General features: G+C 69.8%; 22 protein-coding genes. 18 read left to right on the top strand and 4 right to left on the bottom strand.

Annotated elements, in window-relative coordinates:
- The first annotated feature begins 10 nt into the window (after nt 1-10).
- Nucleotides 11-673: an FMN-binding negative transcriptional regulator gene (locus tag GXW79_RS09870; protein WP_367614869.1), complete on the top strand. Its 663-nt coding sequence runs from the start codon at nt 11-13 to the stop codon at nt 671-673.
- Nucleotides 674-698: 25 nt separating this feature from the next.
- Here the strand turns inward: GXW79_RS09870 and GXW79_RS09865 are convergent, their stop codons facing one another.
- A complete protein-coding gene (locus GXW79_RS09865) occupies nt 699-1079 on the bottom strand; it encodes a hypothetical protein (protein WP_211874211.1) in 381 nt (126 codons plus the stop codon).
- A gap of 180 nt (nt 1080-1259) precedes the next feature.
- On the opposite strand from GXW79_RS09865, the gene GXW79_RS09860 reads away from it, so the two are divergent.
- Complete coding sequence (locus GXW79_RS09860; RefSeq protein WP_246503873.1) at nt 1260-2963, top strand: transglycosylase domain-containing protein; 1704 nt, start codon at nt 1260-1262, stop codon at nt 2961-2963.
- Nucleotides 2960-3427: a HAMP domain-containing histidine kinase gene (locus GXW79_RS09855; protein ID WP_211874210.1), complete on the top strand. Its 468-nt coding sequence runs from the start codon at nt 2960-2962 to the stop codon at nt 3425-3427. The genes GXW79_RS09860 and GXW79_RS09855 overlap by 4 nt, the downstream gene beginning before the upstream one ends.
- A gap of 242 nt (nt 3428-3669) precedes the next feature.
- Here GXW79_RS09855 and GXW79_RS09850 read toward each other — a convergent pair whose 3' ends face one another.
- A complete protein-coding gene (locus tag GXW79_RS09850; RefSeq protein ID WP_211874209.1) occupies nt 3670-4506 on the bottom strand; it encodes a PhzF family phenazine biosynthesis protein in 837 nt (278 codons plus the stop codon).
- 108 nt (nt 4507-4614) lie between these two features.
- On the opposite strand from GXW79_RS09850, the gene GXW79_RS09845 reads away from it, so the two are divergent.
- The 4 genes from GXW79_RS09845 to GXW79_RS09830 are packed head-to-tail and all read left to right on the top strand — an operon-like array spanning nt 4615 to nt 7600.
- A complete protein-coding gene (locus GXW79_RS09845) occupies nt 4615-5406 on the top strand; it encodes an SDR family NAD(P)-dependent oxidoreductase (protein WP_211874208.1) in 792 nt (263 codons plus the stop codon).
- A 34-nt stretch (nt 5407-5440) separates the two neighbouring features.
- Nucleotides 5441-6838 carry a protein adenylyltransferase SelO gene (locus tag GXW79_RS09840; protein ID WP_246503872.1) on the top strand — a complete coding sequence of 466 codons (1398 nt, stop codon included), beginning with the start codon at nt 5441-5443 and terminating at the stop codon, nt 6836-6838.
- A 4-nt stretch (nt 6839-6842) separates the two neighbouring features.
- Nucleotides 6843-7256, top strand: coding sequence for an EVE domain-containing protein (locus GXW79_RS09835; protein WP_211874207.1), 414 nt, complete (start codon nt 6843-6845; stop codon nt 7254-7256).
- Complete coding sequence (locus GXW79_RS09830) at nt 7253-7600, top strand: Rieske (2Fe-2S) protein (protein WP_211874206.1); 348 nt, start codon at nt 7253-7255, stop codon at nt 7598-7600. Before GXW79_RS09835 ends, GXW79_RS09830 begins: the two co-directional genes overlap by 4 nt.
- Nucleotides 7601-7715: 115 nt before the next feature.
- On the opposite strand, the gene GXW79_RS09825 is transcribed toward GXW79_RS09830, so the two are convergent.
- Nucleotides 7716-8876, bottom strand: a complete 1161-nt coding sequence (locus GXW79_RS09825) for a DUF2125 domain-containing protein (protein ID WP_211874205.1) — start codon at nt 8874-8876, stop codon at nt 7716-7718.
- On the opposite strand from GXW79_RS09825, the gene GXW79_RS09820 reads away from it, so the two are divergent.
- The 3 genes from GXW79_RS09820 to GXW79_RS09810 all read left to right on the top strand — a co-directional run bounded on the left by GXW79_RS09820 (nt 8869) and on the right by GXW79_RS09810 (nt 11366).
- Nucleotides 8869-9453, top strand: a complete 585-nt coding sequence (locus GXW79_RS09820) for a gamma-glutamylcyclotransferase (protein ID WP_211874204.1) — start codon at nt 8869-8871, stop codon at nt 9451-9453. The genes GXW79_RS09825 and GXW79_RS09820 overlap by 8 nt on opposite strands.
- Nucleotides 9454-9596: 143 nt before the next feature.
- Nucleotides 9597-10556: an alpha/beta hydrolase gene (locus tag GXW79_RS09815; protein ID WP_211874203.1), complete on the top strand. Its 960-nt coding sequence runs from the start codon at nt 9597-9599 to the stop codon at nt 10554-10556.
- Between the two features lie 21 nt (nt 10557-10577).
- Nucleotides 10578-11366 carry an SDR family NAD(P)-dependent oxidoreductase gene (locus tag GXW79_RS09810; RefSeq protein WP_211874202.1) on the top strand — a complete coding sequence of 263 codons (789 nt, stop codon included), beginning with the start codon at nt 10578-10580 and terminating at the stop codon, nt 11364-11366.
- A gap of 3 nt (nt 11367-11369) precedes the next feature.
- On the opposite strand, the gene GXW79_RS09805 is transcribed toward GXW79_RS09810, so the two are convergent.
- Nucleotides 11370-12272 carry an HpcH/HpaI aldolase/citrate lyase family protein gene (locus GXW79_RS09805; RefSeq protein WP_211874201.1) on the bottom strand — a complete coding sequence of 301 codons (903 nt, stop codon included), beginning with the start codon at nt 12270-12272 and terminating at the stop codon, nt 11370-11372.
- 94 nt (nt 12273-12366) lie between these two features.
- Here GXW79_RS09805 and GXW79_RS21775 point away from each other — a divergent pair, with 94 nt between their 5' ends.
- The 8 genes from GXW79_RS21775 (at nt 12367) to GXW79_RS09765 (ending at nt 21581) form a co-directional block, all read left to right on the top strand.
- Nucleotides 12367-13248 carry a DMT family transporter gene (locus GXW79_RS21775; RefSeq protein ID WP_211874200.1) on the top strand — a complete coding sequence of 294 codons (882 nt, stop codon included), beginning with the start codon at nt 12367-12369 and terminating at the stop codon, nt 13246-13248.
- Nucleotides 13249-13306: 58 nt separating this feature from the next.
- Complete coding sequence (locus GXW79_RS09795) at nt 13307-14095, top strand: VOC family protein (RefSeq protein ID WP_211874199.1); 789 nt, start codon at nt 13307-13309, stop codon at nt 14093-14095.
- Nucleotides 14096-14106: 11 nt separating this feature from the next.
- Nucleotides 14107-15696: an ABC transporter substrate-binding protein gene (locus GXW79_RS09790; protein ID WP_211874198.1), complete on the top strand. Its 1590-nt coding sequence runs from the start codon at nt 14107-14109 to the stop codon at nt 15694-15696.
- Nucleotides 15693-16664, top strand: a complete 972-nt coding sequence (locus tag GXW79_RS09785; protein ID WP_211874197.1) for an ABC transporter permease — start codon at nt 15693-15695, stop codon at nt 16662-16664. The genes GXW79_RS09790 and GXW79_RS09785 overlap by 4 nt, the downstream gene beginning before the upstream one ends.
- Nucleotides 16664-17494, top strand: a complete 831-nt coding sequence (locus GXW79_RS09780; RefSeq protein WP_211874196.1) for an ABC transporter permease — start codon at nt 16664-16666, stop codon at nt 17492-17494. Before GXW79_RS09785 ends, GXW79_RS09780 begins: the two co-directional genes overlap by 1 nt.
- A gap of 118 nt (nt 17495-17612) precedes the next feature.
- Complete coding sequence (locus tag GXW79_RS09775) at nt 17613-19130, top strand: dipeptide ABC transporter ATP-binding protein (RefSeq protein WP_246503871.1); 1518 nt, start codon at nt 17613-17615, stop codon at nt 19128-19130.
- A 140-nt stretch (nt 19131-19270) separates the two neighbouring features.
- Nucleotides 19271-20251, top strand: coding sequence for an ABC transporter ATP-binding protein (locus GXW79_RS09770; RefSeq protein WP_211874195.1), 981 nt, complete (start codon nt 19271-19273; stop codon nt 20249-20251).
- Between the two features lie 52 nt (nt 20252-20303).
- Entirely contained in the window at nt 20304-21581 is a 1278-nt protein-coding gene (locus tag GXW79_RS09765) for an ABC transporter substrate-binding protein (RefSeq protein WP_211874194.1), read from the top strand.
- Nucleotides 21582-21626: the final 45 nt, after the last annotated feature.

The following is a 21626-nucleotide window of genomic DNA, read 5'->3' as shown; positions in this document are numbered from 1 at the left end:
AAGTGCTTGCGTGCCGGGGCGCTTCCGGCATGCTGGGCGGATGCTCTACATCCCGCCCGCCTTTCGCGAGACCGATCCCGCGACCTTGCACGCCGTGATACGCGACGCGCGGCTCGCCATCCTGGTCTGCGCGGCACTCGACGGGGCGATGCCCTGGGTCACGCATCTTCCGCTGATGCTCGATGCCGAAGACGGCCCGCTCGGGACGCTGCACGGCCATGTGGCGAAGGCGAACGGGCACTGGCAGGCCCTGGTGCGCGCCAGCCGCGCGCTGGTGATCTTCACCGGGCCGGACGCCTATGTCTCCCCCGCGCACTACGCTTCCAAGCGCGAGCACGGCAAGGTCGTGCCGACCTGGAACTACGTGGCCGTGCACGCCGAATGCGATGCGGAGATCTACCACGACGCCGCGCGCCTGCACGCGGTGGTCTCCCGCCTGACCGACCAGCATGAAGGGGCGCGGGCCGAGCCCTGGGCAGTCGGCGATGCGCCGGAGCCCTTCATCGCCGGCCAGTTGAAGGGCATCGTCGGCGTGGCGCTGCGCATCACCGCGCTGGAGGGCAAGCGCAAGCTGTCGCAGAACCGCTCGGCCGAGGATCGGGCGGGGGTGAAGACCGGGCTGGCCGACAGCGCCGACGGCGGCGACCGTGACCTCGCGCGCCTGATGGAGTGACGCGCCGCCGGGGCGAGGTCGCCGGCTAGCTGCAGCGCACCGTGGTGAACCAGGCGTAGGGGCGCTCGAAGGCGTCCAGCAGGGGTGTCGCGTTGGTGCAGCGGCGGTGCAGCGACAGTGCCGGGTCCTCCGCGTTCGGAGGATATTCAGCGTAGCTGACGCTGGTGCGGGTAAAGCTCGCGCCGTTGGTCTCGCACAGGCTGCGGCGGCCATCGGGCAGGTGCCGGACGAACAGCAAGGCGCCATTTGCGCTCTGGCCGGCGGCGGTGACGAAGCCCGGGTTCTGCCCCTCGAGGCAGCGCAGCGCGGGTTCTGCCGGGAACGGCGGCGCCTGTGCCGCGGCCTCGCCCGCCAGCAGGACACCGAGCGCCAGCCCGCAGCATCGGATCATCGTCGGCAGCGGCATGGCGTGGAATCCTGCATCGAATCGCAATCGGGTGGTCGCGAACTGGCCACGATCGCGCGAGGCATTGCTAGCGAAATCTGGATGAGGCTTTTAGCGTCGCGCATGGGCCGAGTCGCGGCGGGACGCCGAACCAGGGATGTGCCGCGCGTCGCGCCGAAGCGCCCCTGGCGCTGGGTCGGCATGACCATCATCGTGAGCGTCTGGGGCGCTTTGGCGGTGGGCGCCATCCTGCTGTTCTTCACTTGGGACATGCCCGGCCCGGAGGCCGCGCTGGCAGCGACGCGACGCCCCTCCGTGACCTTGCAGGCCGGCGATGGCCGCGTGATCGCGACCTCGGGCGACATCTACGGCGACGTGTTGCGACTGTCCGACATGCCGGCGAGCCTGCCCGCCGCGCTGATCGCCATCGAGGATCGCCGCTTCCGCAGCCATTGGGGCCTCGATGTCGTGGGCCTCGCGCGCGCCGCCTGGGTGAACCTCACCGCCGGCCGCGTTGCCCAAGGTGGGTCCACCATCACGCAGCAACTGGCGAAAAACCTGTTCCTCACACCGGCGCGCAGCTTTCGCCGCAAGGTGCAGGAGGCGCTGCTCGCCCTCTGGCTCGAACGACGCTTCACCAAGGACGAGATCCTCGAGATCTACCTCAACCGCGTCTATCTCGGGGCCGGCGCCTATGGGGTGGACGCTGCCGCGCGTCTCTATTTCGGCATCTCCGCACGCCGGCTTGAGCTGTGGCAATCCGCGATCCTGGCCGGGCTGCCGCGCGCACCCTCGCGTCTCAACCCGCGCGCCAACCCGGCGGGCGCCGTCGCCCGCGGCATGGAGGTGCTCGACGCGATGGCCGAGACCGGCGCGATCCGGGACGGCAGCGCCGCTGCGCTCGCCGAGCGCATGGCCTTCCCCCGCGCGCCGTCGCGCGAGGCGGGGTGGTTCGCCGACTGGGCGCAGGACGACCTGGCGGAGCGGTTTCCCGGCAACGCCGACCTGGTGCTGCGATCCGCCCTCGATGCCGGGCTGCAGTCGGTGGTGGAGGCGCGGCTGGAGGCGCTGCTCGCCGGCGCGGGTGCGCAGGCAGGCGTGGCCCAGGGCGCGGTGGTCGCGATGGAGGCGGAGACCGGCGCCGTACGCGCCATGGCCGGAGGACGCGACTACCGCGCGAGCCCCTTCAACCGCGCGGTCCAGGCGCGCCGCCAGCCGGGCAGCGCGATGAAGGCCTTCGTCTTCCTCGCCGCCCTCGAGGCCGGTGCCACGCCCGACGACATGGTGAGCGACGCGCCGGTGTCGCTCGGCGGCTGGTCGCCGGGCAACGGCGCCTGGCGTGCGCGGGGCGAGATCAGCCTCGAGGAAGCCTTCGCGCAGAGCGTGAATGGTGCGGCGGTGCGGGTGATGCAGCGCGCCGGCGGACCGCGCCCGGTGGCGGCCGTCGCCACGCGCCTGGGACTCGCCGGGCCGCACCCGCGCGACGGCTCCATCGCGCTCGGCACCGGCGAGGCGAGCCTGCTCGAACTCACCGCCGCCTACGCCGCCTTCGCCAATGGCGGCATGCGCGTGGTGCCGCACGCGCTGCGCGAAGCCCGCGCCGGCGGCCAGCGCGTTCCGGTTCCGGCCGCGACGCCGGTGCGCGTGATCGAGGCTGGCCACGCCGCCGAGATGCGGCGCATGCTCGAAGCCGTGGTCGCCCGCGGCACCGGGCGCGGCGCCGGACGCGGCGCGGGCAAGACCGGCACGACGCAGGATTTCCGCGACGCCTGGTACATCGGCTTCGACCGGGGTCTCGTGCTCGGCATCTGGCTCGGCAATGATGACGGCACGCCGATGCGCGGGGTCGCCGGCGGCGGGCTGCCGGTGCGGCTGTGGCGCGAGATCATGGAGGGCGTGCGGTGAACGAAGCCGACCAGCGACACCTGCTCTCACGCCTCGCACCCGCGGTGCAGCACGACGTCAACAACCTGATGACGGTCACCCTGGCGACGCTGGAGCTCATGCGCCACGGTCTGGCGCCCGACGACGCGAGCCTGCGGCGGATCGAACGGATCGAAGCCGCTTCGCGCCGGCTGGAGGCGCTGATGCGGGGCTTCCTCACGCTGGCCCGGGCCGTGCCGGAACAGGCGATGATGGATGTCGCGCGACTCCTGCACCGCATCGCGCCGCTTCTTGGCCTCAGCGGCGCAACGGTGACGATCGAAGCACCCGCAGACGGGGTGGAGGCGGCGTGCGACGCGGGGCTGCTCACTTCGGCGCTGGTCGAGACGGTCGGCGGCCGTGGCGAAGTGACGCTGCGGCTGGAAGGGGAGGGCGTGATGGTGGTGCGCGGGGGGAATTCAGCGATGGTGAAGTTTGTCGCTTGAAGACTGGGGGAAATGAATTTCCCCCAGACCCCCAATCTTTGATTTTTATCGTTCCGCCAGTCGGGATGACCAGGGCCTTACAGTGCGAGGAATGTGCGCGCTGCTGGTTGTATTTTACTTCAAGGTTCTTGTTCGCATGAAGCACTGGGTCGTCCAGCCAGCACTGATCGTGCCAGCCAGAACCAATGGATAAAAATAAAAGATAGGGGGTTTGGGGGAAATTCATTTCCCCCATTCTGTCGTCAGTGCCGCCCGGCGAATTCCACCCTTCCGGACAGTCGCAGCCCGACGCCCTGCGGGTCCCGGCGCACCAGCATCTCCGACGGGCGGCCCATCGCTTCTCCCTGCCGCACGACCAGGCGTGGGGGCGCCGCCGCCAGTGCGCGCAGGCCGGCGTAGAGTGCGGTCGCGGCGATGCCGGTGGCGGCATCCTCGGGGTAGCCGGAGTTGCGCGGGAATTGCCGGGCATGGGCGGTGGCCGCGCCGGCCAGCGCGTAGGGGTAGAGGCCGGTTGACCCGATCGCCTCGCAGGCTGCGCGCACCGCGTCCGGGTTGGGGGCCAGGGCGTGTAGGCGGGCCAGGTCGCGCAACGGGACCAGGGTTTTCACGCGGCTGGTTGCGGCGTTCTGCACCGGGACGTCGGCGAGGTCGGACGTGTCGATGTCCAGGGCCGCGAGCACCTGTTCGCGGTCCAGCAGGGGCTCGGCCTGGCCTTCGGGCTGGGTGACCTCCACGCCGTCGCCGTCGAAGAGGGCGCGCACCGGGCCGGAGAGCGTCTCGATGCGCAGCATCGCGCCTTGTGCCTCGCCGCGCTGGCGCAGCAGCCAGGCGGCGCCGAGCGTGGCGTGGCCGCACATCTCCATTTCGTGTTCCGGGACGAAGAAGCGGAAGCGCCGGTCCGCCGAGGCGGGGTCCTCGGGCGGCAGGACAAAGCCGCTCTCATGGCCATGTTGCGCGGCGATGGCGCGCATGGCCTCGGCGCTCAGCCCGGTGGCGTCGGGGATGATCGGCGCGAGGTTTCCGCCGCCCGGCGCGGCCGGGAAAATGGTCAGGAGGATGATCTCGGGATGCGTCGGCATGGCGACATGAGTAAGCCCTTCTTACCAGCCGGTCAGCAAGATCAAGCACTTGGCGGAACCTGCCGGGTAAGGAATTCTGGCCTCCTTAGCCAGGGAGGCCCACCGCCAATGACCAACCGCTTCGACAACAAGGTCGTCGTCATCACCGGCGCCGGGTCCGTCGGCCCCGGCTGGGGCAATGGCCGCGCCGCCGCCGTCGCTTTCGCGCGCGAGGGTGCGACCGTCTTCGGCGTGGACCGCGACCTCGCCGCGATGGAGGAGACAGCGGCCCTCGCCGGCGAGCGGTTCCATCCCGGCCGGTGCGACGTGCTCTCCCACGCCTCCATTGCCGCCATGGTGGCCGAGGCGAAGCAGCGTTTCGGGCGCATCGACGTGCTGGTGAACAATGTCGGCGGCTCGGCGGCTGGCGGCCCGGTCGAGATGGCGGAGGAGGTCTGGGACACCCAGATCGACGTGAACCTGAAATCCGTCTTCCTCACCTGCAAGCACGTGATCCCGATCATGGAGGCGCAGGGCGGCGGCGCGATCGTGAACCTGGCCTCGACCTCGGGCATCCGCTTCACCGGCGCGGCGCAGGTTGCCTATGCCGCGTCCAAGGCGGGCGTCATCCAGCTTGGCCGCGTCGTCGCGGTCCAGTATGCGGCGCGCGGCATCCGGGTGAACACGGTGATCCCGGGCCAGGTGCACACGCCGATGGTGGAGACGCGCCTGGCTGGCCAGCGCGCCGGCGGCGATGTCGCGGCGCTCCTCGCCCAGCGCCTCGCGCGCATCCCGGTGGGCTTTGCCGGCGACGGGCGCGACACGGCCGCTGCGGTGCTGTTCCTCGCCTCGGACGATGCCCGCTTCATCACCGGCACCGAGATCGTGGTCGATGGCGGCATGTCGGTGCGTTGCGGCTGAGGGGCCTTGCCGGCATGCGGCCGGATGCCTACCCATGGAGCCCATGACGCTGCGCATCGCCTTAGACAACAGCTATGCCCGCCTGCCGGATCGCTTCTTCGCGCGGCTCGACCCGACGCCTGTCGCCGCACCTGGGCTGGTGCGGGTGAATGCCGGCCTCGCGCGCGACCTCGGCATTGACCCGGACGCGCTGGCCGGCGCCGAGGGACTCGCCATGTTCGCCGGCAACTGGGTCCCCGAGGGCGCCGAGCCCCTGGCCATGGCCTATTCCGGGCACCAGTTCGGCCATTTCTCGCCCCAGCTCGGCGATGGCCGCGCCATCCTGCTGGGCGAGGTCGCCGGGCGGGACGTGCAGCTCAAGGGCTCGGGCCCGACGCCTTTCTCGCGCCGCGGCGACGGGCGCGCGGCACTCGGCCCGGTCTTGCGCGAATACATCGTGAGCGAGGCGATGTTCGCCCTCGGCGTGCCCACCACGCGCGCGTTGGCCGCCGTCACCACCGGCGAATGGGTGATGCGCGAGACGGCGCTGCCCGGCGCGGTGCTGACCCGCGTGGCGGCGAGCCACCTGCGCGTCGGCACCTTCCAGTATTTCGCCGCCCGCGGGGATATCGAGGGGCTGCACATCCTCGCGGACTACGCCATCGCCCGGCATGACCCGGGTGCGAGCCACCGGTCCTTCTTCGAAGGCGTGGTGCGGCGCCAGGCGCGGCTCGTCGCGCAGTGGCTGAGCCTGGGCTTCATCCATGGCGTGATGAACACCGACAACTGCTCGATCAGCGGCGAGACGATCGACTACGGCCCCTGCGCCTTCCTCGATACCTACGACCCGGCCGCGGTGTTCTCGGCCATCGACTACCAGGGCCGCTACGCCTTCGGGCAGCAGCCGCGCATCGCGCAATGGAACCTCGCGCGCCTGGCCGAGGCGATGCTGCCGCTCTTCGACGCGGACGAGCAGAAGGCGGTGGCCTATGCCGAGGATGCGCTCGGCGGCTTCGCGCCGGAGTTCCAGGGCGCTTATGGTGCGGCGATGCGGCGCAAGCTGGGCCTCGCGACGTCGGCGCCGGAGGACGCTGCCCTGGTGCAGGACCTCCTCACCCTTATGGCCGAGACGGGTGCGGACTTCACGCTCACCTTCCGCGGTCTCGGCGATGATGTGGTGCCCGAGGGCTTCGAGGCCTGGGCCGCGCGCTGGCGCGACCGCCGTGCCTCCGAACCCGGCTGGCAGGCGCTGATCCGCGCGACCAACCCCGCCGTGATCCCGCGCAACCACCTGGTCGAGGCCGCCATCGTCGCCGCCGTGGAGCGCGAGGACTTTTCGGTGTTCGAGGCGCTGCTCGCCGCGACGTCCCGGCCCTTCGACGATGCCGACACGGCCGTCACCGCGCCGCCGCTGCCCGCGCAGCGCGTGACGCAAACCTTCTGTGGAACCTGAGCGCATGGCGCATTGGCTGGTGAAAAGCGAACCCGACTCCTTCTCCTGGGACCAGATGGTCGCCAACAAGACCGAGCCCTGGACCGGCGTGCGCAACGCCCAGGCGTCGAACTTCCTCAAGGCAATGAAGAAGGGCGACCTCGCCTTTTTCTATCACTCGAACATCGGCAAGGAGATCGTGGGCGTCGTGCGCGTGGTGCGCGAAGCCTACCCCGACCCGAGCGACGATACGGGCCGCTGGGTCTGCGTCGACATGCAGGCGGTCTCGCCGGTGCCCAAGCCGGTGACGCTCGCCGACATCAAGGAGGATGCCAAGCTCGAGGGCATTGCGCTCACGCGGCAGAGCCGGCTGTCGGTCATGCCGATCAGCGACCCGCATTGGAAGCACTTGGCAAAGCTTGGCGGCTGGAAGAAATGAGCGAGCGGCGGCTCTGCGCGCTGGCGGATATCCCCGATGGCGGATCCAAGGGCTTCGCCGCCGCACCCGGCGCCTTCACCGGCCTGTTCGCCGTCCGGCGCGGGGCACAGGTCTTCGCCTATGTGAATTCCTGCCCGCATGTCGGGCTGCCACTGGACCCGGTGCCGGATCGCTTCCTCGATGCAAAGGGCACCCACATCCTGTGCTCGGCGCATGGTGCGCGCTTCCGCGTGGAAGATGGCGAATGCGTCGCCGGCCCCTGCTATGGCGAGGCGCTGGAGGCGGTCGTCGCGCGCATCGATGCGGATGGCGGCGTGTGGGTGCCGAAAAACGCCGGGATGTGACCACGGCGCGCGCGCACTCCGTCCCGCCATGCGGGCCGCGAGCCAGCGGCACGATGCGCCCGAGGGCACCAAGACGTGCTGATGCAGGGCGGCCATTCCTCAGGGCCGTCCTGCATCAGCGCCGGGGTGGAAGCGTCGGATCCTCGCCGGGGCTGAAATCGGGTCCCCGTCGCGCTGGCCAGGCGATGGGATCGACGCGCGCCAGCGGAATCCGCGCCACGGTCACGCGGCTGTTCTCCAGGGTCATCGGCACCTCGACGAGGGGCGGCCCGCCCGACTCCGGCACGCGCTGCATCAGGAGCAGGGCGGTCGTGGCGGCGGCGGCCGAGGATGGCGGCAGGGTGCCGGCTTCGGCGAGCGCGCGTATCACCTGGTCGGCGCCGGAGACGCGCAGCGTCGCCGTGCCCATCGGCTGCAGCCGGTCGTCGAGGGTCAGCGTCGCGTTGGCGCCGCCGCCGACCGGCCCCCATTGCACCGCGAGCAGGCGGAGTTCCAGCGTGCCGCCGCCATCGCGCCATTGCTCGGCCCGGGTCATCGGGTCGCGCCCGCCGGGCAGCGGGCCGGTCATCACCGCCTCCGCCGACAGGCTCTCGAGCTGGCGGCCGAAGGCGGCGAGTGCCGGTTGCGCGGCAAAGCCCTCGGGCAGGCCCAGGCCTTGCAGCGCGAGGCTGACGGTCAGCGCAGGCTCGCTCTCGGTCGCGGTGGAGCGGGTGCCGAAGCTGAGCTGGCCCTCGCGCAGTTCGAGCAGGCCGGCCGGCGTGTTCATGCGCAGCCGCTCGGTCACCACCTCGCCCTCGCGCAGGCTGGTGCCGGCCTCGGTCGGGAAAAAGGCTTCGAAGCGATCCGTCGCGAAGGGGAATTCGGTGTCGCCGATGCGCAGACGCTGGCGGCCGCGGAACTCGACCACGAGGCGGTCCAGGCGCGGTGCCGCGACGCGCAGGGTGAGCGTCTCGGCATTCCATTCGAGGCCGGCGGGAAGGTTCGGGCCGACTGCGGCGATGCGCAGACCGGGCACGCTGAGTGCGGCGGACAAGGGCCATCCGCCGCGCGCGGTCGGGCCGTGCTCGATGATCCAGCCTTGCGCGCGCCGCTGCGCCGTCCAGGCGGCGAAGCTCCGCTCGATCTGGCCGCTGGTCCAGCGCCAGAGCGCGGAATGCCCCGCGGCGAGGATGGCGAGGAGAAGAAGGGCCGCAATGGCGGCGCGCATCGGCTTGGCGGTGAGCATGGGCGTCGGTATAGGCGCGATGGAATAACCGTGCGACTGGCGAATGCTCACGATTGATCCAGATGGCGACCTCTATGTCTTCGGCTATGGATCGCTGATCTGGCGGCCGGGCTTTGCCCATGCCGGCGCCGAGCTCGGGGTGCTGCGCGGCTACCATCGCAGCTTCTGCCTGTGGAGCACGCGCTATCGCGGCACCGTCGCGAAGCCGGGGCTGGTGCTGGGCCTGGATCGCGGTGGCGCCTGCCGCGGCATGGTGTTCCGGGTGGAAGCGCCCCGCGCCGCCGAGGTGCTGGCCTATCTCGACGATCGCGAACTGCCCGATGGCGCGGAGATCGTGTACCGGCGCCGGATGGTGGATGTGCGGCTTGCCGCCAGCGGGCAATTCGTGCGGGCGGCGACCTATGTCGCGAACCGCGCGTGCCGGAATTACTGCGGCCGGCTCGCCTCCAGCGAGGCGGCGGCGGTGATCGCTTCGGGGCATGGCGCGATGGGCAGCAACCGGGACTACCTGCTCAACACCGTCGAGCATTTGCGTGCCGTGGGCGTGCGTGACCGCGGGCTGGAGCGGATCGCGACCCTGGTGGCGCATCCCGCGCCGCTGGAGGGGCCGGTCCTCGACAGGCTCTGAAGGTTTGACGCGGCCGCGCCATCGCGCATGATCGGCGCAAAGCACGATCGGTGCGTCGAGGGGCAGGGGATGGCGAGGATGACCGGGGTATTTGGACCACCGCCGCATGCCCGCGACGTGCAACGCCACGGTGCGGTGCGCTGATGCCGGTGCCGCTGCATCCCGATTGCCGCGTGATCCTGGAGCTCATTAAAGCGTCGGGACGGGCGCCGTTCATCAATCTCTCGCCGCCGGCCGCGCGGGTGCAATACGCCGCCGGGCGCGCGGTGCTGCAGCCGCCGCCGCCGGATGTCGCGTCGGTGCGCGATCTCGCCTTGCCGGATGGCGTGCCGCTGCGCTTCTACCGGCCAGCCGGATCGAGTGACGCGGACGTTCTCGGCTGTCTCGTCTTCGCGCATGGCGGCGGCTGGGTGTTCGGCGACCTCGACACGCATGACCATCTGGCACGCAGCCTCGCCAATATCTCGGGCTGCGCGGTGCTCTCCGTCGGCTATCGCCTCGCACCCGAGCACCGCTTCCCCGTCGCGGTGGATGACTGCGCCGCGGCGCTGCGCTTCGCGGTGCGGGGGGCAGCCGCGCTCGGCATCGATGTGGCGCGCATCGCGGTGGGCGGCGACAGCGCGGGCGGCAATATCGCGGCCGTGCTGGCGCTGATGGCGCGCGACGGCGCGGTGCCGCCGGTGCGCTTCCAGTTGCTGCTCTATCCGGTGACCGAGATGGCGCAGACCCATCCGAGCTACGCGGCCTACACCGAAGGCCTGCCGCTGACCGCCGAAGGCATGGCGTGGTTCCGCGTCCACTACGTGCCGGATGCAAAGGATTGGCAGGATTGGCGCGCCTCGCCCTTGCGCGCCGAAACGCTTGCCGGCACGGCGCCGGCCTTTGTGCTCACGGTGGGCCATGATCCGCTCTGCGACGAGGGCCGCGCCTATGCCGCGCGTCTCGAGTCCGAAGGTGTCCCCGTGGCGCACCTGCATGCCGCGGACCTGCTGCACGGGGCCCTGACGATGGCCGCGATCATCCGGCCCGCGCTGTCGCTGATCACCGTCGCGGGCCTCGCCTTGCGCAATGGACTCGCGACGGATCTGGATACCCAAGCATAAGAAACGGACAGGGAGGCTCGCATGCGGTTTTCGGGGAAGGTCGCCGTCATCACCGGCGCCGCCAATGGCCTGGGACTCGACGCCGCGCAGGGTTTTGCCCGCGAGGGTGCGAAGGTGCTGCTGGTGGATCGCGATGCCGACGGCGAGGCGCAGGCCGCCGCCCTGCGCGCGGAAGGTCTGGAAGCGCAGTTCATCGCCGCCGACGTCTCGCGCGACGCCGATGTGCGCGGCTATGTCGACGCAGCCGTCCAGCGCTGGGGTCGCATTGACTGCTTCTTCAACAATGCCGGCATCGAGGGCCATGTGCGCCCGCTGCACGAGCAGGACGAGGCGATGTTCGATGCCGTGATGGCGGTGAATGTGAAGGGCGTCTTCCTCGGCCTCAAGCACGTGATCCCGGTGATGCTGCGCCAGGCGGTGGGGTCCATCGTGAACACGGCGTCGACGGCGGCGCTGGTGGGGTCGGCGGGCCTCGCACCCTATGTCGCGTCCAAGCATGCAGTGCTCGGCCTTACCAAATCCGCGGCCGGCGAAGTCGCGCGCCAAGGCGTGCGCGTGAATGCGCTCTGCCCGGGGCCGACCGACACCCGCATGATCCATTCGCTCGAGGACCAGGCGATGGCCTCGGGGCGCAACGACGTGGCGGAGCGCTACATGGCGGCCATCCCGCTCGGCCGCTACGCGACGCCGGCGGAGGTGACGGCGATGGTGCTGTTCCTGTGCTCGGACGTCGCGAGTGCCATCACCGGGGGGCAGTTCCAGGTCGATGGCGGGCGCACGGCCTGCCCCGGCGGCAGCGCGCTGCGATAGCGCTCAGCGCAGCTCGGCGCCGTGGGCGGTGATGCTCTCGTGCAGGCGCAGCAGGCGCAGCGCGCGTTCGACGATCGGGTAGTCTACGAAGCGGCCATCGACCTGGATCGACGCGAGGCCGCGCGCCTCGGCCTCGGCGAAGGCGGCGGCGATGGTGCGGGCGCGGGCGACCTCCACCTCGGTCGGTGCGTAGGCGGCATTGGCGATGGGGATCTGGTCGGGGTGGATGCACATGCGGCCCTGGAAGCCGAGCGCTGCGCTGCGCGCGCAGTTGCGCGTGAAGGCCTCGGTCTCGCGCAGCTCGATCCAGACGGTGTCGAGCGGCGCTTCCAGCCCGGCGCTGCGGCTCGCCATCACCATGTCCGCGCGGATGGTGGCGAGCTCGCTCTCCTCCAGCGACCAGGCGATGCCGAGATCCAGGGTGTAGTCGCCGGCGCCGAAGGCCATGCGGCGCACACGTCCGCCGAGGCCGGCCGTGGCCTGCATGAGGTTGCGGAGCTCATCATGGCCGCGCGCGGTCTCGATGATCGGGATGATGTCGATGCCGCGCTCGGGCAGCCCCTGCGCGCGCTCGAGCGCGGCGACCATCCAGTCCACCCCGATCAGCTGGGCGGCGGATTCGAGCTTGGGCAGCAGCAGACCATCGAGGCGCGGACCGATGACGGCCTGGATGTCGCCGAAGCAGAACGGCGTCTCGAAGGCATTGACCCGCACATAACCGCGGCAGGCGCGCGGGCGCTGCAGGGTGGCCACCACCGCATCGCGTGCCGCGACCTTCGCGCTGTTCGCCACCGCGTCCTCGAGGTCGAGTATGGCGGCATCCGCGCCGATCGTCAGGACCTTCTCCGAGCGGCGCGGATGGTCGCCCGGGGCAAACAGGAAGCTGCGGTTCGGCGCTGGCGTCATGGTGTGATCTCCCTGCCCTGAGGCTAGCACCGCTGCCCGCGCGGTGCCGAGGGCGGTTGCCGCATCGGCTCCGGCGCTTCAGTGTGCAAGCGCCGTGAACGAGACAATCGCCCCGCCCGACCGGCGCATCCTCATCGCCATTCTCTGGATGTGCTTCGCGGGGATGCTGTTCTCATTCATGGGCGGCTTCGCGAAGCTGCTGGGGGTGACCTATTCCTCGGTGCAGGTGTCCTGGGCGCGCGCCTTCATCCACCTGGTGTTCCTCGCCGCCGTGTTCATGCCCTCCGGCGGCATCGCGGTGTTGCGCAGCCGGCGGCCGAAGCTGCAGCTCGCGCGCGCGGCGACGCTGACCACCTCCAACCTGTGCTTCTTCTACGGGGTGACGTTCATTCCGTTGGCCAAGGCATCCGCGGTGTCGCTCGCCTCGCCGCTGATCGTGGCATTGCTGGCCTGGCCGCTGCTGGGCGAGCGCACCACGAAGCTGCGCGTGGCCGCGGTGGTCACCGGCTTCATCGGCGTGCTGCTGGTCATCCGGCCGGGTGGGGCGCTGTTCCACTGGGCGTCGCTGTTCATCCTAGTCTCCGCGACGTCCTATGCGATCTATCAGATCCTGACGCGCATGGTCGCGCCCTTCGATCCGCCGGCGACATCGGCCTTGTGGGCGCCGCTGATCGGGGCAATCGGGCTGATGGTGTTCATGCCGTTCATCTGGGAGACGCCGCGCAGCCTCGGCGATGCGGCGATGTTTCTCGCCTGCGGCACGCTGGGGGCGACGGGGCATTATTGCGTCGCGCGCGCCCTTTCGCTGGCACCCGCCAACATCATCTCTCCGTTCCAGTACGTGCAGCTGCTCAGCGCGACGGGGGTCGGCTGGGTGCTATTCGACCATCTGCCGGATGCAGGTACCTGGGTCGGCGCGAGCATCATCATCGGCTCCGGCCTCGTGCTCGGCTGGGCGCAGAGCCGCAGCAAATAGGCATGTTGCGGTGCGGCATGGGCCGCGTCTAGCATCGCCGCAAACGAGGGGCTTTCGTATGCTGACGACCATTCTGGGCATCGATCACGCGATGATCGTGGTGCGTGACCTCGATGCCGCTGCGGCCGATTGGGCGGCGGCGGGCTTCACGCTCTCCCCGCGCGGGCTGCACAGCGAGGCGATGGGAAGTGCGAACTACACCATCATGTTCGGCGAGGATTATGTGGAGCTGCTCGGCGTGGTTGCCCCGACCCCACGCAATGAGGGGGTGCGCAACTTCCTTGCGGGACGCCAGGGCTTTGCGCGGACGGCCTTCACGACGACCGACGCCGCGGCGGGTGCGGCAGCGCTGAAGGTGCGCGGGATCGAAGCGGTGGGGCCGATGGATTTCGCAAGGCCGGTGCCGCTGCCCGGCGGCGCGGAGACCGAGGCGCGGTTTTCGGTGTTCCAATGGCCAGAGACGCTGGCGCCCGGCGCGATGCGTATTTTTGCTTGTCAGCACCACACGCGCAACGCGGTGTGGATCCCAGATCTGCAACGCCACGCGAATGGCGTCGCGGCTATCCGGCGCGCCCTTGTCGCGTCGCCCGACCCTGCCGCAGCGGCGGCCGGGATGGCCGCGCTGATCGAGAGCGCGGTTGAGACGGATGGCGCCATCTCCCTGGTGCCGACCGGCACCGGACGCGCCGATTTCGCCTTCGCGACACGGGCCGACCTCGCCGCCGCCTACGGGCTGGATGCGGCGTCGCTGCCCGATACGGGCGGGGCCGGCCTGGTGCTGGGCGCGACCACTGCGCGGGCGCCCATGATGGTGACGGGCTGCGCGCTCGTCTTCGAACCCCTGTGAGGAGCAACCCGATGAGCGGACCGACGCGGCGCGAGGTGTTCCTGATGTCGGGCGCGGCCATGGTGCCGGCCAGCGCGATCGCGCAGGAAACGCCCCGGCGCGGTGGCATCCTCACGGTGCATTTCGCGACCGAGCAGCGCATCCTCAACCCCTCGCTGCAGGCATCGACCGGCGTCTACATCGTGGGCGGCAAGATCCAGGAGCCGCTGGTCGATCTCGACGCCGCCGGCAACCCCACCCCCGTGCTGGCCGAAAGCTGGGAGACCACGCCCGACGGGCGCGCCATCACCTTCAAGCTGCGCCAGGGAGTCACCTGGCATGACGGCCGGCCTTTCACCTCGGCGGATGTGCAGTTCACCGCCATGGAGATGTGGAAGAAGATCCTTAATTACGGCACCGCGCTGCAGCAGTTCCTGACCGCAGTCGAGACGCCGGACGCGCACACGGCGGTGTTCCGTTATGAGCGCCCGATGCCGCTGGGCCTGTTGCTGCGCGGCCTGCCGGACCTCGGCTACATCTCGCCCCGGCATGTCTATGAGGGTACGGATATCCGCCAAAACCCGGCGAACACCGCGCCCATCGGAACCGGGCCGTTCAAGTTCGTGCAGTATGAGCGCGGGCAGTTCATCATCGCCGAGCGCAACCCGAATTACTGGCGCAACGGCATGCCCTACCTCGATCGCGTGGTGTGGCGCGTGGTGACCGACCGAGCGGCGGCCGCGGCGCAGATGGAGGCGGGGCAGATCCTGTTCAGCCCGTACTCCTCGCTCGCGCTGGCGGACATGACGCGCCTCGCGCGCGACCCGCGCTTCGAAGTGACGACGCGCGGCAATGAAGGCAATGCGCGGACCAACACCATCGAGTTCAACTTCCGCAAGCCCGAGCTCGCCGATATCCGCGTGCGTAAGGCCATCGCGCACGCGATCAACATCCCCTTCTTCATCGAGAACTTCTTGGGCACCTACGCCAAGCCGGGGACTGGGCCGATCCCTTCGGTCAGCGCCGACTACTACACGCCCGGAAGCCCGCAATACGGTTTCGACCGCGCGCTTGCGAACCGCTTGCTCGACGAGGCGGGGCATCGGCGCGGCGCCGGCGGCGTGCGCTTCTCGCTGCGCCTCAGCCCCGCACCCTGGGGCGAGGATATCGCGCTGTTTGCGACCTTTATCCAGCAATCGCTGGTTGAGGTCGGTATTCGCGTGGAGATCGTGCGGCTGGACGCCGCCGGCTTCCTGCGCAGCGTCTACAACGACCATAATTTCGACCTCGCCAGCGGCTGGCACCAATACCGCTCCGACCCGGCCGTAAGCACCACGGTCTGGTATCGCTCCGGCAGCCCGCAGGGTGCGCCCTGGACCAACCAGTGGGGCTGGACCGATGCCGCGATCGACCAGGTGATCGACAATGCGGCGACCGAGGTAGACCCTGCCAGGCGCCGCGCCCTCTATGCGGACTTCGTGACGCGCGTGCAGACCGAACTGCCGGTCTGGATGCCGATCGAGCAGATTTTTCTCTCCGTGTTCAACCGGCGCCTGCGCAATGCTGGGAACACGCCGCGCTGGGCGTCTTCGTCCTGGCATGACACCTGGTTGGCCTCTTGAAGCTGCTGCTTCTTGCGCTGCGTCGGCTTGCCGCGTCGCTGCCGGCGCTGGTGCTGATCCTGGTGGGGCTGTTCTTGCTGCTGCAGCTCGCGCCCGGCGACACGGTGGATGCGCTAATGGCGCAGATGGGCGGCGGCGATGCCGCCATCGCGGCCGACCTGCGGCGCTTCTACGGGCTCGATCTGTCGGTGGCGGCGCGGCTCGGCGCCTATCTCTGGCGGTTGGTGACGCTGGATCTCGGCTTTTCGGCCATCTACGGCAAGCCGGTCGCGAGCGTGATCCTGGAACGGCTACCGGCGACGCTGCTGCTGATGATGGGCGCGCTGTTCTTCGCCTTCTCCTTCGGCATGGCACTCGGCGTCGTCGCCGCGCGACGAGTGAACCAGTGGCCGGATACGCTGATCTCCACGCTCGGGCTGATCTTCTACGCCACGCCCTCCTTCTGGTTCGGGCTGATGGCGATCGTGTTGTTCAGCGTCTACCTGCAATGGCTGCCGGCGGGCGGGTTCGGCGATGTGGCGATGGGCTACACCGGCTGGGCCGCGATCTGGGATACGGCGACCTACCTGGTGCTGCCGGTCCTCACGCTTGCGCTGATCTTCCTCGCCATTGCGCTGCGCATCATGCGGGCGTCGATGCTGGAAGTGCAGGGGATGGATTTCGTACGCACGGCGCGCGCGAAGGGCCTGTCCGAGACGCGCATCGTGGCGCGGCACGTGCTGCGCAACGCGCTGCTGCCGATGGTGACGCTGATCGGTCTGCAGGCCGGCACGATGCTCGGCGGTTCGGTGGTGGTGGAAAGTGTCTTCACCCTGCCGGGGCTGGGCCGCCTCGCCTATGAGAGCGTGGTGCAGCGGGATCTGAACACGCTGCTGGGCATCGTGTTCGTCTCTGCGTTGCTGGTGATCGCGGTGAATTTCGTGGTCGATCTGCTCTATGCGCGGCTCGATCCGCGGATTGTCGGCTGATGCGGGCGTTGCATGCCTTCCTGCGCAATCCCGTGGCTGTCGCGGGGGCTGTGCTGCTTGGCGCAGTGGTGCTGATGGCACTGGTGGCGCCGCTGGTGTTTCCGGCCGATCCGCTGGGTCTCGCCGGGCGTCCCTTGCAGTGGCCGGGTGCCAATCCGCGATTCTGGCTGGGGACCGATCCCTCGGGGCGGGACATCGCGGCGCAGCTGTTCCATGGCGCGCGGATTTCGCTGCTGATCGGGGGTGTCGCAACGCTGATCGCAGTGGTGATCGGCATCGTGTTCGGCGCGCTTGCGGGCTTCTATGGCGGGGTGGTGGACACGGTCCTGATGCGGGTGACGGAGGCGTTCCAGACGTTGCCGAACTTCCTGCTGTTGCTCGTGCTGGTGGCGGTGTTCGGGTCGGACCTTGTGACGGTGGTGATCGCCATCGGCGTCGTCGCCTGGCCGCCGGTCGCGCGGCTGACGCGCGCCGAGTTCCTGACACTGCGCGAGCGCGACTACGTGGCTGCCTGCCGGATGCAGGGCCTGTCGGACGCGCACCTGATCTTTCGCGAGGTGCTGCCGAATGCGCTGCCGCCCGTGATCGTCTATGCGAGCGTGGTGATGGCGGTGGCGATCCTGTTGGAGAGCGCGCTGGCGTTCCTGCAGCTCTCCGACCCGAATGTGCCGTCCTGGGGCAATCTGATCGGCCTTGGCCGGACGGTGCTGCGCAGCGAGTGGTACGTCTCCGCGATACCTGGCGTCGCGATCCTGCTCTCGATTCTGGGCGTCTCCCTCGTCGGCCAGGGTCTCAACGACGCCCTCAATCCTCGACTGGCTTCGCGGTGACGCCCACGGATAAAAATAAAAGATCGGGGGTCCGGGGGAAATTCTTTTCCCCCGTCTTTTAGTCGTGCTGCGGGTCGCTGGCTTATCAGTCGCGTTGCCACCCTCCGCCGATCGCGCATTGGCGCTCGATAACGTGTCGTTCGACTTGGCCGCTGGCGAAATCCTGTGCGTCGTGGGCGAAAGCGGTTCCGGCAAATCCGTCACCGCCTCTGCCATCATGGGCCTCCTGGCGCCGGGTCTTGCGGTCGTCGCCGGCGAGATCAGCCTGGGTGGCGTGGTCCTGCGCGGGGATGCCTGGCGCGCGTTGCGTGGCTGCCGCATCGGGATGGTGTTCCAGGAGCCGATGACTGCGCTGAACCCCTTGATGCGGGTGGGCGCCCAGATCGCCGAGATGTGGCGCGTGCATACGGATCTGGGGAGCGAGGAGATCGCCGCGCGCAGCCTGCGCGCCTTGGAGGAGGTGGGCCTGCCGGACCCGCCAGGTGCGTTGCGCGCCTATCCGCATGAGTTGTCGGGCGGCCAGCGGCAGCGGGTGATGATCGCGATGGCGCTCGCCTTGGAGCCGGAGGTGCTGATCTGCGACGAGCCGACCACCGCGCTCGACGTCACGACGCAGGCGCAGGTGTTGGCCCTGATCCGCGCGATGCAGGCGCGGCGCGGAACGGCGGTGCTGTTCATCACCCATGATTTCGGCGTGGTGGCGGAGATCGCGGACCGTGTGGCGGTCATGCAGCGCGGCGTGATCGTGGAACAGGGGAGCGCCATGGAGGTGCTCGAATCGCCACGGCATCCCTATACCCGCGCCTTGCTCGCCGCCGTGCCGAAGCTGCAGGCGCCGCCGCCGCGCGCGCTGAGCGAGGAGCGCGTGCTGGAGATCGAGGGCCTGGTGAAGACCTATGGCGCGCGGGGCCTGCTCCAACGACGCCAGCCAGTGCGGGCGCTCGACGACGTTTCCCTGGTGCTGCGGGCCGGCAGCACGCTCGGGATCGTGGGGGAGAGCGGGTCGGGCAAGTCCACCCTGGCGCGATGCGTCGCGGGGATGTTGCGCGCCGACGCCGGGGTCATCCGCATTGCCGGCGCGCCGATGCCGAAGGGACGGCGCGCCGCGGCGCGGCTGGTGCAGATGGTGTTCCAGGACCCCTACGCCTCGCTCAACCCGCGCCGCCGGGTGGGCGAGCAGGTGGCGCAGGGCCCGATGGCGATGGGAATGGCGCGCGCGCAGGCCATGGCGGAGGCGCGGGCCCTTTTCGAACTCGTGGGCCTGGATGCCGCCGCCGTGACTCGGTTTGCGCATGAATTCTCCGGCGGGCAGCGCCAGCGCATCGGCATCGCTCGGGCCCTGGCGATGAAGCCGCGCGTGCTGGTGGCGGATGAGCCGGTGAGCGCTCTCGATGTCAGCGTGCAGGCGCAGGTGCTCGCGCTGCTCCGCGATCTCCAGGCCCGGCTCGGCCTGTCGATCCTGTTCATCACGCATGACCTGCGGGTCGCGGCGCAGATCTGCGACGAGGTGGCGGTGATGCAGCGCGGCGCGGTGGTGGAGCAGGGCAGGGTCGGCACCGTCTTCTCCGACCCGAGGCATCCCTATACGCGCAGCCTGCTGGCGTCGGTCCCCGGGCGGATGGTGGTCGGCGCCTGACGCGCACTGCCTGTGCCTTGGGCAGGCTGCGCCTGTTCGCGGCAGGACCATGCGCCGGGATGGCGATTGGTGGCGCGGGTGGCGTTGGCGGCCAGGGCCTCGTCTGGCTAGCATCGCCCTCGTGATCCCAGGAGCCGCATGTGAACGATGTTGAACTGATCGCGGTGACCAAGCGCTATGGCGGCGGCGCGGTCGCGGTGGATGGCATCGACCTGGTCATACCGCCGGCCTCCTACACCTGCCTGCTCGGCCCATCAGGGTGCGGGAAGACCAGCACGCTGCGCATGATCGCGGGTCATGAGGAGGTGAGCGAGGGCGACATCCTGCTCGCGGGCCGCAACGTGACCGCCCTGCCGCCTGCCAAGCGCGGCACGGCGATGATGTTCCAGAGCTACGCGCTGTTCCCGCATCTGTCGGCACGGGACAATGTCGCCTTCGGGCTGCGCATGCGCGGGGTGGCGAAGGTCGAGCGCCTGGCGCGGGCCGACAAGTTCCTCGAGCTCGTGCACCTCAGCCACCTGGCCGAACGGCTGCCGGCGCAGCTTTCGGGCGGGCAGCAGCAGCGTGTCGCGTTGGCGCGCGCGCTGATCACGGAGCCCCGCGTTTTGCTGCTCGATGAGCCGCTTTCGGCGCTCGACCCCTTTCTGCGCGCCAAGATGCGCGAGGAGCTGAAGCGCCTGCAACGCGAGCTCGGCATCAGCTTCATCCACGTGACGCACAGCCAGGAGGAGGCGATGGCGCTGGCCGACCTCACCGTGGTCATGGATCACGGGCGGATCGCTCAGGCGGGGCCGCCGCGCGAGGTGTTCGAGAAGCCGGCCTCATCCTTCGTCGCGCGCTTCATCGGCGGCCACAACGTGCTCGCGCGCGCGCAGGGGTCGTTCGCGGTAAGAACGGATCGCATGCGGTTGGCGGCGGCCGGAAACGGCCCGCAGCATGCGGGGCAGGTCTCGGCACTGGAATACCTGGGCGCCGCGGTGCGCGTCGTGGTCGCGGCCGCCGACGGAACCGAGGCGGAGGCCTTGCTGGCGGATGCGGATTTCCACGCCGCGCCCGTCGCGCTGGGGCAGGGCGCCACGCTCGTCTGGGATCTCGCCGATGAACACGCCCTCGCCGCCTGAGCGGCGTGGTTCTTGCAAACTTCCTGGCAGACGGGACCAAGGAGAGATGAGCATGACTGACAAGACAAAAATGACGCTCGGCCGGCGCGGCGCGCTGGCCCTGGCCGGCGCTGCCGTGGGATCGGGGACCATCACCGGCTTCCCCACCATCTGGGCGCAGAATATCCGCGACATCACGCTGCGCCAGGTCGGCACCGGCGTCTCGGGCCTCAACGCCATCGCCGAGCAGTGCAAGCGCGACACCGGTATCACCCTGCAGCTCACCGTGATGGACACCGACGCGCTGGCGCAGCGCATCGCGACGCAGTCGCGCACCTTCGACATCGCCGATGTCGAATACATGACGACAAAGAAGACCTATCCGGTCGGCACCATGCAGGCGATCGAGAAGCGCCGCATCACCAATGCCGACAAGATCGTGCCGATCTTCACCTCGGGTCGCCTGACGCCCACCAGCCAGGTTGCCCAGGGCACCGCGCCGCATACGGTGGGCTTCGTCGCGAACCGGCTCGCGACCGCCTTCGAGCCGACGCAGACCGAGTGGATGACGCTCATCCCGACCATCTACAACGCGGATACGCTGGGCATCCGCCCGGACCTGATCAGCCGCCCCATCCGCAACTGGAAGGACCTCGTCGACCCCGCCTTCCGCGGCAAGGCCTCGATCGTGAACGTGCCGAACATCGGCATCATGGACGCGGCGATGGTGATGGAGAGCGCGGGCCAGCTGCGCTACATCGACAAGGGCAACATGACCCGGGCGGAGATCGACCGCACCACCGCCTTCCTCATCGACCTCAAGCGCCAGGGGCATTTCCGCGCCTTCTGGAAGACCTTCGACGAGAGCGTGAACCTGATGGCCTCGGGCGAGGTCATCATCCAGTCCATGTGGTCGCCGGCCGTCGCCGCGGTGCGCTCGCGCGGGATCGCCTGCGTGTACCAGCCGCTGGAGGAAGGCTACCGCGCCTGGGGCGGCGGGCTCGGCATCGCCCGGCACGTCAGCGGGCTGCAGCTCGACGCGGCCTATGAATACCTCAACTGGTACCTGTCCGGGTGGGTCGGCGCCTACCTCAACCGCCAGGGTTACTACTCGGCGGTGCTGGAGACGGCGCGCACCCAGATGAGCGCCCCGGAATGGGATTTCTGGATGGAGGGCAAGCCGGCCGCCGCCGACATCCTCGCCCCCGACGGGCGCGTGATGGAGCGCGCGGGCACGGTGCGCGACGGCGGGTCTTTCACCGAACGCATGGGCCGCGTCTCGTGCTGGAACTCGGTGATGAACGAGGAACGCTACATGGTCCAGAAATGGAACGAGTTCATCGCGGCGTGATTGGGGCTACGGCCGGCGCGTGACGAGCGCGCCGGCTCGCGGCGG

Origin of the sequence: Plastoroseomonas arctica (genome assembly GCF_018128965.1) — a bacterium.
GTDB lineage: Bacteria > Pseudomonadota > Alphaproteobacteria > Acetobacterales > Acetobacteraceae > Plastoroseomonas > Plastoroseomonas arctica.
This window is presented reverse-complemented; position numbering and strand designations above follow the sequence as displayed.

Excerpts from the sequence above, each read along its gene's own strand:
- GXW79_RS09865 (WP_211874211.1), bottom strand. The coding sequence starts at position 1,079 with ATGCCGCTGCCGACGATGATCCGATGCTGCGGGCTGGCGCTCGGTGTC.
- GXW79_RS09860 (WP_246503873.1), top strand. The coding sequence starts at position 1,260 with ATGACCATCATCGTGAGCGTCTGGGGCGCTTTGGCGGTGGGCGCCATC.
- GXW79_RS09850 (WP_211874209.1), bottom strand. The coding sequence starts at position 4,506 with ATGCCGACGCATCCCGAGATCATCCTCCTGACCATTTTCCCGGCCGCG.
- GXW79_RS09845 (WP_211874208.1), top strand. The coding sequence starts at position 4,615 with ATGACCAACCGCTTCGACAACAAGGTCGTCGTCATCACCGGCGCCGGG.
- GXW79_RS09840 (WP_246503872.1), top strand. The coding sequence starts at position 5,441 with ATGGAGCCCATGACGCTGCGCATCGCCTTAGACAACAGCTATGCCCGC.
- GXW79_RS09835 (WP_211874207.1), top strand. The coding sequence starts at position 6,843 with ATGGCGCATTGGCTGGTGAAAAGCGAACCCGACTCCTTCTCCTGGGAC.
- GXW79_RS09830 (WP_211874206.1), top strand. The coding sequence starts at position 7,253 with ATGAGCGAGCGGCGGCTCTGCGCGCTGGCGGATATCCCCGATGGCGGA.
- GXW79_RS09820 (WP_211874204.1), top strand. The coding sequence starts at position 8,869 with ATGCTCACGATTGATCCAGATGGCGACCTCTATGTCTTCGGCTATGGA.
- GXW79_RS09815 (WP_211874203.1), top strand. The coding sequence starts at position 9,597 with ATGCCGGTGCCGCTGCATCCCGATTGCCGCGTGATCCTGGAGCTCATT.
- GXW79_RS09810 (WP_211874202.1), top strand. The coding sequence starts at position 10,578 with ATGCGGTTTTCGGGGAAGGTCGCCGTCATCACCGGCGCCGCCAATGGC.
- GXW79_RS09805 (WP_211874201.1), bottom strand. The coding sequence starts at position 12,272 with ATGACGCCAGCGCCGAACCGCAGCTTCCTGTTTGCCCCGGGCGACCAT.
- GXW79_RS09795 (WP_211874199.1), top strand. The coding sequence starts at position 13,307 with ATGCTGACGACCATTCTGGGCATCGATCACGCGATGATCGTGGTGCGT.
- GXW79_RS09790 (WP_211874198.1), top strand. The coding sequence starts at position 14,107 with ATGAGCGGACCGACGCGGCGCGAGGTGTTCCTGATGTCGGGCGCGGCC.
- GXW79_RS09780 (WP_211874196.1), top strand. The coding sequence starts at position 16,664 with ATGCGGGCGTTGCATGCCTTCCTGCGCAATCCCGTGGCTGTCGCGGGG.
- GXW79_RS09765 (WP_211874194.1), top strand. The coding sequence starts at position 20,304 with ATGACTGACAAGACAAAAATGACGCTCGGCCGGCGCGGCGCGCTGGCC.